13 protein-coding genes are annotated in these 13888 nt (G+C 43.5%); 12 read left to right on the forward strand and 1 reads right to left on the reverse strand.

Going from position 1 to position 13888, the window contains the following annotated elements; all coding sequences use genetic code 11:
* Positions 1–62: 62 nt before the first annotated feature.
* The 12 genes from ispG (at position 63) to BM739_RS16775 (ending at position 12181) form a co-directional block, all read left to right on the forward strand.
* Positions 63–1178: a flavodoxin-dependent (E)-4-hydroxy-3-methylbut-2-enyl-diphosphate synthase gene (gene ispG / locus BM739_RS16720; RefSeq protein WP_076542693.1), complete on the forward strand. Its 1116-nt coding sequence runs from the start codon at positions 63–65 to the stop codon at positions 1176–1178.
* Between the two features lie 99 nt (positions 1179–1277).
* Positions 1278–2552, forward strand: coding sequence for a histidine--tRNA ligase (gene hisS, locus BM739_RS16725; protein WP_076542695.1), 1275 nt, complete (start codon positions 1278–1280; stop codon positions 2550–2552).
* 52 nt (positions 2553–2604) lie between these two features.
* Positions 2605–3222, forward strand: a complete 618-nt coding sequence (locus BM739_RS16730; protein WP_076542697.1) for a tetratricopeptide repeat protein — start codon at positions 2605–2607, stop codon at positions 3220–3222.
* Positions 3223–3234: 12 nt separating this feature from the next.
* Positions 3235–4422: an outer membrane protein assembly factor BamB gene (gene bamB / locus BM739_RS16735; RefSeq protein WP_076542699.1), complete on the forward strand. Its 1188-nt coding sequence runs from the start codon at positions 3235–3237 to the stop codon at positions 4420–4422.
* Between the two features lie 79 nt (positions 4423–4501).
* Entirely contained in the window at positions 4502–5968 is a 1467-nt protein-coding gene (gene der / locus BM739_RS16740) for a ribosome biogenesis GTPase Der (protein ID WP_076542701.1), read from the forward strand.
* A gap of 257 nt (positions 5969–6225) precedes the next feature.
* Positions 6226–6792 (forward strand): cytochrome b/b6 domain-containing protein, encoded by a 567-nt coding sequence (locus BM739_RS16745; RefSeq protein ID WP_076542703.1) that lies wholly within the window; start codon positions 6226–6228, stop codon positions 6790–6792.
* Between the two features lie 245 nt (positions 6793–7037).
* Entirely contained in the window at positions 7038–7517 is a 480-nt protein-coding gene (locus BM739_RS16750) for a TlpA disulfide reductase family protein (RefSeq protein WP_076542705.1), read from the forward strand.
* A 4-nt stretch (positions 7518–7521) separates the two neighbouring features.
* Positions 7522–7761 carry a DUF4266 domain-containing protein gene (locus tag BM739_RS16755; protein ID WP_076542707.1) on the forward strand — a complete coding sequence of 80 codons (240 nt, stop codon included), beginning with the start codon at positions 7522–7524 and terminating at the stop codon, positions 7759–7761.
* Positions 7752–9062: a DUF3570 domain-containing protein gene (locus BM739_RS16760; RefSeq protein WP_076542709.1), complete on the forward strand. Its 1311-nt coding sequence runs from the start codon at positions 7752–7754 to the stop codon at positions 9060–9062. The genes BM739_RS16755 and BM739_RS16760 overlap by 10 nt, the downstream gene beginning before the upstream one ends.
* Positions 9063–9215: 153 nt before the next feature.
* Complete coding sequence (locus BM739_RS16765) at positions 9216–10043, forward strand: FAD:protein FMN transferase (RefSeq protein WP_083698203.1); 828 nt, start codon at positions 9216–9218, stop codon at positions 10041–10043.
* A 47-nt stretch (positions 10044–10090) separates the two neighbouring features.
* Positions 10091–10750 (forward strand): response regulator transcription factor, encoded by a 660-nt coding sequence (locus BM739_RS16770; RefSeq protein WP_076542711.1) that lies wholly within the window; start codon positions 10091–10093, stop codon positions 10748–10750.
* A gap of 33 nt (positions 10751–10783) precedes the next feature.
* The gene (locus BM739_RS16775) at positions 10784–12181 is read left to right on the forward strand and encodes an ATP-binding protein (protein ID WP_076542713.1); all 1398 of its coding nucleotides are present in this window, start codon (positions 10784–10786) and stop codon (positions 12179–12181) included.
* Positions 12182–12310: 129 nt separating this feature from the next.
* Here BM739_RS16775 and BM739_RS20275 read toward each other — a convergent pair whose 3' ends face one another.
* Positions 12311–13795 (reverse strand): DUF3300 domain-containing protein, encoded by a 1485-nt coding sequence (locus BM739_RS20275; protein WP_254843571.1) that lies wholly within the window; start codon positions 13793–13795, stop codon positions 12311–12313.
* Between the last annotated feature and the right edge of the window lie 93 nt (positions 13796–13888).

Genomic DNA, 13888 nt, shown 5'->3' on the forward strand with positions numbered 1-13888 from the left:
AAAGCTTAGTGTTTTAAAGCTTAGTGTTAACTCAATTTTGGTAAGTAGTAGAGCAACAGATTATGTATAACGAATCTCCAATCATCCGCCGTCCTTCTAGCCGCATTTATGTAGGTGATGTTCCGATCGGCGATGGTGCACCAATTGCGGTGCAATCGATGACAAATACTAAAACCACTGATGTCGACGCCACAGTTGCACAAATTTTGGCCCTTGAAAAAGTCGGCGCAGACATAGTGCGAGTCTCAGTACCAACAATGGATGCCGCTGAAGCGTTTAAGCTTATCAAGCAGCGCGTTAGCGTGCCTTTAGTTGCCGATATTCACTTTGATTACCGTATTGCACTTAAAGTGGCTGAATACGGTGTTGATTGTTTGCGGATCAACCCCGGCAACATTGGTAATGAAGAACGTATTCGCAATGTAGTTGAATGCGCGCGTGATAAAAATATTCCAATTCGCATTGGTGTTAATGGCGGTTCATTAGAAAAAGATTTGATGGACAAGTATCATGAGCCAACACCAGAAGCATTGCTTGAATCAGCCATGCGTCATGTGGATATTTTAGACCGTCTTAACTTCGACCAGTTTAAAGTCAGTGTAAAAGCTTCAGACGTATTTTTAGCGGTCGAATCATACCGTTTACTGGCCAAGCAAATTAAGCAGCCATTGCATTTAGGTATTACTGAAGCAGGCGGTGCTCGTGCCGGTTCAGTTAAATCCGCTGTCGGTTTAGGCATGTTACTGGCTGAAGGTATTGGTGATACTTTACGTATCTCATTAGCGGCAGATCCAGTCGAAGAAATTAAAGTCGGTTTTGATATTTTAAAATCATTACGCATTCGCAGTCGCGGCATTAACTTTATTGCTTGTCCGTCTTGTTCACGCCAAGAGTTTGATGTGATTAACACGGTTAATGCACTAGAAATGCGCCTTGAAGATATCACCACTCCAATGGATGTGTCGATTATCGGCTGTGTGGTCAATGGCCCAGGTGAAGCACTGGTTTCAGATATTGGTTTAACCGGTAGTCACGGTAAAAGTGGTTACTATGATGACGGTAAACGTCAAAAAGAGCGCTTTGATAACAACAATATAGTGGATTCATTGGAAGCAAAAATTCGCGCGAAAGCTGCGATAATGCAAAACCGAATCGATATCAAAGACGCAACAGAATAAGTTAGTTTTAGATAAAAAACACACTTACCAGCAGTGGTAGGTGTTTTTTTGTGTAAGGCATATGATTAATTAATTAGCTAAAAATTAGGCGAATTAAACGTGGCAAAACAGATCCAAGCAATCCGTGGAATGAACGACATTCTGCCAACTCAAAGCCCTTTATGGCAACAAGTCGAAGCGGTTATTCGCTCTACTGTTAGTGCCTATGGTTACAGTGAAATCCGTACTCCTATTGTTGAAAGTACTGATTTATTCAAGCGCTCAATTGGTGAAGTCACCGATATCGTTGAAAAAGAAATGTATACCTTTGCTGATCGCAATGAAGACAGTTTAACATTGCGCCCAGAAGGTACAGCATCGACGGTTCGTGCGGGTAATGAACATGGTTTACTGTACAACCAAGAGCAACGTTTATGGTACATGGGACCTATGTTCCGTCATGAACGCCCTCAAAAAGGTCGTTACCGTCAATTCCACCAATTTGGAGTTGAAGTATACGGTATTCCGAGTGCGGACATTGATGCGGAAGTATTAATGTTATCTGCAAGACTATGGGATTCATTTGGCATTAAAGACCACGTTAAACTGGAACTTAATACTCTAGGTGATCCTGCTGAGCGTGCTACTTACCGTGATGCATTAATTGCTTTTTTAGAGCAGCACAAAGAGCAATTAGACGAAGACTCACAGCGCCGTATGTATTCAAATCCGCTGCGAGTATTAGACTCTAAATCGCCACAGGTTCAAGCCTTGCTCGCTGATGCGCCAGAGTTAATGGATTATTTAGGTGAAGAATCAAAAACACATTTTTCAACCTTATGTGAACTCTTAGACGCTGTCGGCATCCAATACACAATTAATCCTCGTCTTGTGCGTGGTTTAGATTACTATAACCGCACCGTGTTTGAGTGGGTAACTGATAGCTTAGGCTCTCAAGGAACTGTACTTGCTGGTGGTCGTTATGACGGTCTGGTTGGTCAATTGGGTGGTAAAGATACCCCAGCAGTAGGTTTTGCAATGGGCCTTGAGCGTATTGTCTTACTACTGCAAACCCTTGAGCTTGATAAAGATGTCGCGCCAGTTGTCGATGTTTATGTCACGGCAATGGGCGAAAACTGCTTAGTTGAAGCAATTAAAATTGCCCAAGAGTTGCGTCAAAGCCTGCCAGCGCTTAAAGTCATGAGTCATTGTGGCGGCGGTAACTTTAAAAAGCAGATGAAGCGTGCTGATAAAAGCGGTGCAGAATATGCGCTTATCATTGGTGAAAACGAAATTGCCAATAACCAAGTTGCAATTAAGCCACTGAGAAATAAGAACGAACAACTTTTAGTTGCCCGAGATGAGTTGGCGACTACGATAAAATCATTATTTTAATATTAGCCCTTAGCTAATAAAAAACAGAACTGAATAGAAAGGGGAAGTGCGCGTGGAAATTTATAGCACAGAAGAACAACAAGTAGATGCTATTAAGCAGTTCTGGAAAGATTACGGCAGCTCAATCATTGTGGGTGCAGTCGTAGGTCTAGGTGGATTGTACGGTTGGAATTATTATTCTGACGTTAAAATTGAAAAATCGGAAGCGGCATCAGAAGCGTTTCAACGCATTACAGCTAACAGTGACAGCAGTGCAGTACAAGCCGCTATCGCTGAATTTGGCGCGCAGCACGATCAAAAAGGCTACCAAGCCTTGCTTGAGCTAATGTCTGCTAAAGCGGCTGTTGACGCAGGTGAGTTAGATAAAGCTGAAGCGGCTTTTACTAAAATCATTGCTGCAAAACCGGGTGCTGCTTTAGAATCTTTAGCAACATTACGTTTATCTCGCGTGCAAGCAGAGCAAGGTAACATCGGCACTGCCATTGCTACGCTAGAGCAAATTACCGATGAAGCATTTAATGCTCAACGTGATGAGTTAAAAGGCGACTTACTTGTGCGTCAAGGTGACATGGATAGTGCACGTTCAGCTTACCAAGCTGCTGTTGATAATGGCGGTTCGTTAACCAGTCCTGCATTACAAATGAAGCTAGACAATTTAAACAAGGCATAAGGAATTAGCCGAATGAAGTCTTTATGCAAAACTTTGCTAGCTGCGGGCTTAAGCGTCGCATTGCTATCTGCTTGTTCTTCAAATGATAATGAAGAAGAAGTTGTTACTGAACTAACTGAAATTCAAGCAACTGTTTTTCCAGAAGTAAACTGGCATGCCAAGGTTGGAGGCGGAGTCGGTGACTTTTACTCGCAACTTAAACCGGCTATTCGATATGACCATGTATATGTGGCCGATCGCAACGGTGAGGTCGTCGCCTTTGAAGAAGCAACAGGCAAAGTGGCTTGGCGTAAAGACTTAGCTTCAGAATTTAAACATACTGAGCTAGCTAAAACCAAAGAAGCACGCATTGCCGCAGGCGTTACCGCTGGCCGTAATAAAGTCTTTATTGGCGGCGAGTCTGGTTTATTAGTGGCATTAGATGCTCAAACCGGTGAGACGGTATGGTCAGCTGTTGCAAGCGGTGAGCTGTTATCGGCGCCAACAGTATCTGAAGATTCAGTTGGCGTGCATACCAGTGATGGTAACTTTGAAGCATTTGATATTGATGACGGTGCTAAACTGTGGACCCATGAGATGCAGCTGCCCAATCTAACGCTACGCGGCACTAGCTCAGCAGCTTATGATTCAGGTGGTTTCTTCCTTGGCACTGCTGATGGTAAAATAGCGGTTATTGTCAAAAATAATGGACAAGTGGCTTGGGAACAGGCGGTATTTAACCCAACCGGTGGTAACGAGTTTACTCGTATGGCCGATGTGGACATGACACCGTTAATTTTGGGCGATAATTTATACGCGGTAAGTTACAATGGTAACTTAGTGTCTATGGAGCTAAGAACCGGTCGTGTGGTATGGACACGTAAGTATTCAAGCTTCAATGAATTAGCGACTGCTGGGGTTGGACTATACTTAGTCGATGACCACAGCCGAATTTATTCAGTTGATAGACGTAACGGTCTTGAATTATGGAGTAACTCTACGTTAATGAATCGTAGTTTAACTTCACCTGCCGTTATAGGCTCTTATATTGTTGTAGGTGACTTTGAAGGTTACTTACATTTTATTGACCGCAACTCTGGCGAAGTCGCTGGACGTGTTGAGGTTGATAGTGATGGTTTATTCTCACAACCAGTAGTGGTTGGAGATAAAATTTATGTGCAAGGCCGTAGCGGCAAAATCGCGACGATCGTACTGCCATAAATTGATTAGCAAACCTTATTAGAGCCCCTGGAAGTGTGTTCCGGGGGCTTTTTATTTTAAAGTTTTTAGAGGCAAAATCATGATCCCTGTAGTGGCCCTTGTGGGGCGACCTAATGTTGGTAAGTCAACTTTATTTAATCGCCTTACTCGCACAAGAGATGCGCTAGTCGCCGATTTTCCTGGTTTAACTCGTGACCGTAAATATGGACGTGCGTTTTTAGCTGGTTATGAATTCATTGTGGTTGATACTGGTGGTATCGATGGCACTGAAGAAGGGATTGAAACTAAGATGGCTGAACAATCGCTAGCAGCGATTGAAGAAGCAGATGTGGTGCTATTTTTAACTGATGCTCGTGCTGGCTTAACAGCAGCTGATTTAGCGATTGCTGAGCATTTACGTAGCCGTGATAAAACCACCTTTGTTGTTGCTAACAAAGTTGATGGTATTGATGCAGATTCAGCCTGTGCTGAGTTTTGGTCATTAGGTTTAGGTGAAGTTTATCAAATGGCAGCAGCGCAAGGTCGCGGTGTTACCAATATGATTGAATACTCTTTAGCGCCTTATGCTGAAGCTATGGGTATTACTCGCCAAGAAGACGGTGAAGAAGTTGAAGATGTACGCGAGTACACTGAAGAAGAAGCCGAAGCTGAACAAGAGCGCCTGCAAAACTTACCAATTAAGCTTGCCATTATTGGCAAGCCTAACGTGGGTAAATCAACGCTAACTAACCGTATTTTAGGTGAAGAGCGTGTGGTTGTTTACGATGCGCCAGGTACGACCCGTGACAGTATTTACATTCCAATGGAACGTGAAGGTCGTCAATACGTATTAATTGATACTGCTGGTGTGCGTCGCCGCGCGAAAGTACATGAAGTGATTGAGAAGTTTTCAGTGATTAAAACCCTGAAAGCGGTTGAAGACTCTAACGTTGTCTTGTTAGTGATTGATGCGCAAGACGGTATTACAGAGCAAGATCTTGGTCTACTTGGTTTTGCGCTTAACGCTGGCCGTGCAATTGTACTTGCAGTGAATAAATGGGATGGTCTTGACCAAGCATTTAAAGAAAGCGTTAAAAGTGAGTTAGATCGCCGTTTAGGTTTTATCGACTTTGCCCGCATTCACTTTATTTCAGCGCTGCATGGCACAGGTGTTGGTCATTTATACGAGTCTATTGAAGAAGCCTATGACAGTGCAACGCGCCGCGTAAGTACTTCAATGTTGACCCGCGTTATGCAAATGTCACAAGATGATCATCAGCCACCATTAGTACATGGTCGCCGAGTGAAGCTTAAGTATGCCCATGCCGGTGGTTATAACCCACCAATCGTTGTGGTACACGGTAACCAAGTTAGCAAGTTACCTGACTCATACAAGCGTTACATGATGAACTACTTCCGTCGTTCATTGAAAGTTGTGGGTACGCCGATTCAAATGCGCTTCCAAGAAGGGGCTAACCCATTTGAAGGCCGTCATGAAAAGCTAACCATTAGCCAAGAGCGTCGCCGTAAGCGCGCAATGAGCCACATTAATAGCCGCAAAAAATAATTTATTTTCTGTGAGTTACCCAAAACCTGAATGACTGCAAAGTGATTCAGGTTTTTTTATGTCTCTGATTTACTTGTGTTTGAACTGAGGTATTTGAACTGAGGTATTTGAACCGAGGTTATCGACAGTTATCGACAGTTATCGACAGTTATTGAGTGTTATTGGCTTGGTAAGGTGAAACCCGCAATGATCTAGCATAAGCGAATGTTAAGTTTCAGCTCTTATAGTGAATATTTACTTTAAGCTAAGAGGTTTTTATGAGTACTCACAGCCACTTTCCTGCTATCCATCGTCTTTTGCATTGGGGGCTTGCGCTGTCAATGTTGGTGATGCTGTTAACCATCTTACTGCGTTTAGGCTGGATGGAAAAAAATCATATGGCCGAGATGATCCAGCAAGGATTATTGCAGCTGGATTTACTCATCAGTGATAAACAAGCCATTATTATTGCTAAAAGCATTCGTAATGTGATGTTTAAGTGGCATCTTTATTTTGGCTATGCGGTGGCTGTTTTTGTGTCGCTGCGGTTTATCTACATGGCAACATGCGGCTTACAATACCCTAGCGCATTCAGTAAACAGGCTAGCGGCCGTGAAAAATTTCAAGCGTGGGTGTATTGGTTATTTTATCTGGGTATTGGGTTATCGGTCACCACAGGTTTGTTGATTGAATTTGGCCCAGAGTCCATTGAACACCAAGCTGAAACCGTGCATAAACTTGCCTTATGGTATTTTATCCCGTTTATCAGTTTGCATTTAGCCGGAATTTTATTGGCCGAATTTACTCACGATAAAGGTTTAGTCTCAAGAATTATTGGCGGCTAAATCAATCGCAGATTTTCAAGCATCACAGCGTTAGCCATAGTGCTGTGATGAATCAAACATAATTTTGCCTGTTCATCTCTATCATCGTCATCTATTCACCGCTTGCATTAACACTCTGTTAAACTTATTTATCACAATGCTTAATGAAACCTTAAGATTGAAGATTTAACTTGGATGATATTGAATCATTTACAAGTCAGTCATTCATGACACCTCAAAAATTAAAACTAACAAAGCGAGTCTCCATGAAGCGATCATTACTAGCGAGTCTGTTACTCACATTGGCCTTTAGCGGCCCATTATTTGCCGCGCCTTCACTTGATCATACTGTACTCACCAAAGAGGGCACTGAAACCAGCTTGCAAGAGTTTGCTGGCAAAGTGGTGTATGTGGATTTTTGGGCCTCTTGGTGCGGTCCATGTCGTAAGTCGTTTCCTTGGATGAACCAGATGCAGGCCAAATACCAGCAGCAAGGCTTTGAAGTGGTTGCTATCAATCTTGATGTTGATACTGAGTTAGCCCATGAGTTTCTCACTAAAATTCCCGCTAATTTTAATTTACGCTTTAATCCAGATGGGGATGTGGCAAGGGAGTTTGATTTACCCGGTATGCCAAGTAGCTATTTATTTAACCGCCAAGGTGAATTAGTGCAGCGTCATGTTGGTTTTTTTGACAAGAACAAGCCTGCTTACGAGCAAGAAATTCAACTGTTGTTAAAGGAGTAAAACGATGAAAATATCGAGTTTTAAGCAATACATTAAGCTGTTATTTGCCTTGTCGATTATCAGCAGTTTAGCGGGCTGTTCGAGTTTAGGGGTAGAGCCGTGGGAAAAGGATCAATTTGCCCGCGCCGATATGGCACTTAATAATGAAAAGTTAGATTTAGCATTAGATGACCATATTTACTTCAGTAAAGAAGGCACCAGTGGCGGACGCTCATTAGCTGGCGGAGGTTGTGGATGCAACTAACTTCGAAACTAACGCCGAAACAAAGCATCGCTAGTGCATTGGCCATGGCTAGCTGCAGTTTGTTATCACAACAAGCTAGCGCACAAGAGCCCGTACCGGCAAACGATGATTGGAAGGTCGATGCCGCCATTATGTATTACGGTGAGCAAGACCGTGTACAAGCCGTTGAAGCTATTGGTAATGTGCAAAAAGCCTTTGGTGAAGATTCGCTGCTCGATATGAAAATCGTTGTCGACAGCTTAACTGGCGCTTCAGCCTCTGGCGCTGTAGCACAATCCATCAGCCAAACCTTTACACGACCTTCAGGCAAAGGAGAGTATACGGTCGCCCCAGGTGAAACGCCCCTTGACGATACGTTCCAAGATACTCGAGTGCAGTTAAGTGCCAATTGGCAGGAGATTTTAAATCCTGACTGGACGGTTAACTTGGGTGTTTATGGCTCTAAAGAATACGATTATTTATCATTAGGCTTAAATGCGGGTGTGGAGCGCAGTTTTAACAAAAACAACACCACTCTTGCCTTATCGGGTGCCTATACTAATGATACTGTTGATCCAGTGGGCGGTCGTCCTGTGGCGTTATCAGAAATGGTATTTCGCGGTGATTATGATGGCGATGATGCCTTTCAAGCTGCATTTGACGCCACTCGATTAGACGGTGATGACACCAAGCAAACCGCTGATGTCATGCTAGGTGTGACCCAAATTTTGAATCGCAATTGGTTAATGCAAGCTAACTACGGCTTTTCAAGTGTGTCGGGCTATATGACCGATCCCTATAAAATTCTCAGTGTGGTCGATGGTAATGGTGAGTCCCATGGTTATCGCTACGAAAACCGCCCAGATTCGCGCACTAAGCACAGTGTTTTCTTGTTAGCAAAAGGCGCATTGGACTCAGGGGTGATTGATTTCTCTTATCGCTACAATACTGATGACTGGGATATTCAAGCGCACACTTTAGAAACCCATTATCGCTATTACTTTACCCCAAGCTTATATGGCCAGCTGCATTTGCGTTATTACCAGCAGCAAGCTGCTGAGTTTTATCAGCCATTTTTGCGCACAGAAGCAGTATTACCTGAGTATGCCAGTGCGGATTATCGCATTGGTGACATGTCTGCTTATACGGTAGGGCTTAAGTTTGGCCATCGCTTATCTGGCGGCCATGAACTGAGTTATCGTATTGAGTATTATCAGCAAAACCCTGAAAACAACGGCACAGATATCCCTGGTGAGTTAAATAATCAGGATTTATTTCCATCGGTGAAAGCAATCGTAGCTCAAATAAGCTATTCGTTTTAAATAAATAGTCTTAAGATAAATAAACGCAAAACATCAGAGTTATTGAAATTGTTAAATAAAGCCGCTGTTACATCACAAGCCGCTACATCTAAGGCCCCACAGGTCGCGACGCTTACACGTCGCCCTTGGGGCTTTTTAGGTTCATTTAGCGCCATGGCAAGTCCATGTGAAATGTTAATGCGACTGGATGATGAGCGCATTGCCCAGCAGATGTTAAATATCGCGGTGGCTGAAGCCAGTAGAATAGAGCGTAAATATAGCCGTTTTTTACAAGCTAATATTGTTTGGCAACTCAATAATGCCCAAGGGCAGGCGGTTAACATTGATGCTGAAACCGCGCATTTACTGCAATTTGCCCAGCAATGTTATCAATTAAGTGACGGCGCTTTTGATATCAGCGCGGGTCCTTTAATGAAGTTGTGGCGCTTTGATGGTAGCCATCAAGTGCCAGCAGTCAGCGCGATTAAATCGGCATTAAAGCTGGTGGATTTTAGCGCCATTGATTTTACTGATAGCCAATTGACTATGCCTGCAGCAATGAGTTTAGATTTTGGTGGCATAGGCAAAGAGTATGCGGTGGATAGTACCGCGCAATTACTCAGCAAGCGTTGGCCTGAGATCTCTGTGCTAGTGAATTTTGGCGGCGATATCGCCTGCCCTATTCTTAACCCAGATGGCTGGCAAGTGGGGATTGAAAACCCGCAGCAACTGGATAATGCCGCGGCGCTGTTAACCATACGCCAAGGCGCATTAGCCACTAGCGGCACCACTCGGCGCTACATTGAAGTGGATAGTAAACGCTATGGCCATATTATTAATCCTCGAACCGGATATCCGGTGGAGCAAGCGCCGCTTTCAGTGACGGTATTAGGGCCAAATAGCGTTACCGCGGGAATGCTATCGACCATGGCAATGTTAAAAGGCGCTGCTGCTGAAGCCTTTTTGAGTGAGCAAGGTGTTGACTTTAAAGTGTTTAGATAAGCTTAAATCGTTCTTTAGTCATAATAAAAACAATAAGGGAATAACCGATGCGGGTATTGTTAGTCGAAGACAATCAGTTATTAGCACAAGGCGTGGTATTGAGTTTGGCTAAAGAAGGGATCCAAGTGGATCACTTATGTTCTTATAACCAAGCGTTAGCGGCGCTGGATAATGAAGATTTTAGCGCCATTATTCTTGATTTAGGTTTGCCTGACGGCAATGGCGAAGATTTATTAAAGCACTGGCGTAAAGCGGGAGTATCTTTGCCGATTATTGTGCTTACCGCCAATACGGATTTTGATACTCGCTTAAACTGTTTAGACATTGGCGCTGATGATTATCTCAGTAAACCGTTTGATGTGCGGGAACTCGTCGCCAGACTGCGAGCGATAGTAAGACGCCAACACGGCTTAGATAACAATCAATTTAGTTTCGGCGCCCTGACCATTGATTTTACTCGCTGCGAAGTCCATTTTCGAGAGCAATTAATCAACCTGCCACGGCGGGAATATCAATTGTTATTGGAGTTTGCCCAATCAGCAGGGCGAGTACTAACCCGCAGCCAGCTTGAGCAATTAACCTATGGTTGGGATGAAGTAGGCAGTAATTCCATTGAAGTACATATTCATCATTTACGTAAAAAAATGGCCCCAGAACTGATTAAAACCGTTAGAGGCATTGGCTATATTTTAGCTGAAATTCAATAAGCATTAATGGTCAGCAGATCATAAAAGGATATTATGTTTTCGTTACGTTTCTCCCTTAGTTTATTGATGTTAGTCGGGATCTTACTGACCGTATCGGTTGCCAGTGTGCTGAGTAGCCGCGATGCCATGTACGAGATAGAAGAGCTATTTGATGCTGAAATGGTACAAACCGCCAAAGTGCTGGATTTGTTTTATGTCAAAAGGCTTACTGCCGCCAAAGTGGCCACTTTGATTGAGCAGCCTATTCGCTTTCATGTGTCAGAGTCTGAAATAGAAACCTTTGCCGAACAGTCTAAGGTAGAAACCCTCTCTTACGAGCGAAAACTGTCGTTTCAATTGTTTACCGCAGCAGGTGAGTTACTCGCATACTCAGATAATACCGGTGTAAAACCGCTAACGGATTTTAACCACGGCTATGCCTATCAGGCAGTCGGTGAGCACACTTGGCATGTGTACAGCTTGTTTTCAACGGCGCAACAGGTGTGGATTGTGACTGCTCAGCGTGATGATGTGCGCCAAGAGTTAGTGGATAAAATTAACGCCAATAGCTGGCGCTCACCTTTAATTATTGCGCCTATCATGTTGCTGATCATGCTATTGGTGACTTACTACTTATTTAAGCCCATCAAGCTACTGGAACGTCATTTAGCTTATCGCAGCGCCGAAGATTTAGCGCCCATTAATATCCGCTTACCATCTGAACTTATTTCAATTCAGCAGGCTCTTAACCGTTATTTAGCCCGTATTGCCGATATGATGATCCGCGAACGTCGCTTTAGTGCTGATGCCGCCCATGAGTTAAAAACTCCTTTAGCCATCATTAAACTTCATGGCGATGGTTTAGAAAACGTGATTAATGCATCAACCGATGAAAGCTTAAAGCAACAAGCAATGCCTTACACCCAAGCCATGGGGCAGGGCATTACGCGCATGAGTCATACTGTTGAGCAGTTGCTATTGCTCTCAAGGGTTGATGCCATTGAAGCGATTAATAAAACTGAATGCGATTTACAAAGCCTAATTGATAATGTGATTAATCAGTTAGTGCATATTGTGGCCGATTATCAGTGGCAGCTTGATATCCCGAAGGGACTTACCGTTAAAGCTGATAGCTTTTATCTTGAATTAGTATTAAAAAATATTATCGAAAATGCCTGTAAATACAGCCCTAAAGAATCGGTTATTAGCATTCGCGCTGAGCAAGATGCTAACCAATGCGTTATTAATATCATTGATCAAGGCATAGGCATGTCTGTAAGCGAAATTGATTTAGCTAAGAACCGTTTTTATCGGGTTGATGAAAATGTATCCCAAGGTGCAGGGCTAGGGTTATCCATTTGTCAGCTCATTATTATGTTGCATCAAGGTGATATGAGTTTTCATCAAGCTAAGCCTCAAGGGCTAAAGGTCAAGATTGTGTTACCCAATTAAACTCAATTTATTTACTCTTGAGATATAAAAAGCCTGAGTCACAGTGAATGTGATTCAGGCTTTTTGTTTATTTCAGACTCAGTTTTGCCTCAACTTCTGGCTCAGCTTTTGACTAAGCCAAAGTGCTGCTTATTTCACTCGCTGTTTAGACGACGAGTGATGACTGCTTGAGCGACTACCAGCACGATTGTTGTGAGATACATTACTCGCTCTTTGCTGCGGTTTGGCGCTACGGTTTTGAGAGCTATGGTTTTGGGTGCTATAGCTACGGTTGTTATTCACTCGCGCGGTTTGGCTATAGTGCTTGCTACTTTGCTGTTTATTAACAGTTGGTTTGCTGCTCGCTTGTCGATTAGTAGCCTGTCTATTAGTAACCTGCCTGTTGCTCGGCTGTGATTTATTTGCCATTCTCAGGGCTTTATCATGCTGGCCATTATGGATTTTATTGGTATTACTTGGTCTAGTACTGGGCTTAGTACTGGGTTTGGTGCTCGGTCTAGTATTCGGTCTAGTGCTGGGTCTAGTACTTGGCTTAGCACTGGGCTTAGCGCTATAGCTCGGCTTAGCATTATGATTATTTTTTAATGCTTTATTCACCCGTTGCTGCTTTGCTATATGGCTTGGTTTAGAGTTATGCAGCTGTGCAGGCTTACCTTTATGAGCAGGTTTTTGAGTATGAGCGAGCTTGTGGCTGTTATTATAACGGGCACGATCATACTTATGGCTTACTCTCGGCGCTTTATAAGCAACCCCACGGCGATGAGCCGGTTTGTGCTTCCAGCGGTGTGAGCCTTGGCTATAGGCAATCTTATGGGGCTTACGATAGTAACGAGTCTTATGATGATTAATCACCACCACGCGTCTATTTGACCAATGCACCGCGCCAAAGAAGTAGTTAAAGTTAATGTAAACACTTGGCCCCCAATAAATTGGGCGATTTGGGCGATAATGCACATAAGACGGATAACGCCAATACACTGGTGGGTATGCATGCCAGCGCCAGCTACCGTAAACAATTCTTGGGTCGTAATAAGGAACGTAAACCACTTCCGTACGGGCAGGCTCAATAATGATCTGCTTTTCTTCACGGGTGATGGTCATGTTTTCCATATCATCAAAACTATTGGCTTCATCGGCTTGATGGCGCAATGTTTGAATGCTGGCTAATACCATTTCTTCATCTTGCAGAAATGCTTCACCTAACTCCTGCGTCCAATCAAGATCTTCATTAAGCTTTTCAAGCACAGTGGGAAAGGCCACCAATGCCATGACGCTAGGGTCCCAATCCTGTTGCTCGGCTTGCTGCATTTTCTGTTCGCTATCTAGCTGACTATTTTCTTGCTGCCAGCGATGGGCTTGTACTACCTCTAGCGGGTAGGTAGAGGCAATCAGAATATGGGTTAACAAACTATCTGGATACAAGGCAATAGGTGCAAGCATTTGCGCCAGCGGCGCTTCAGACAATTGCTGTTCAGTATCTTGACTGTAGGCTTGATCGCTTGCCAGTGTTTGTGCGCCACTGTCAGTGGCCGCAAGTACCGCAGGAGAAAGCATAATGCACACGGCAACTAAGCTTGTTCTGATGCGATTAAATGTCGTATTGATGAATATCATATCGTCTCCAACTCCTTTTTGAGAAAGGCAGTTTTTGAATGTTAGATATAGGATAACGAAGTGAAAATGAACACAAGATGAAAGCTGGGGATT

This window comes from Shewanella sp. UCD-KL21, from assembly GCF_001957135.1.
In the GTDB taxonomy this organism is placed as follows: domain Bacteria; phylum Pseudomonadota; class Gammaproteobacteria; order Enterobacterales; family Shewanellaceae; genus Shewanella.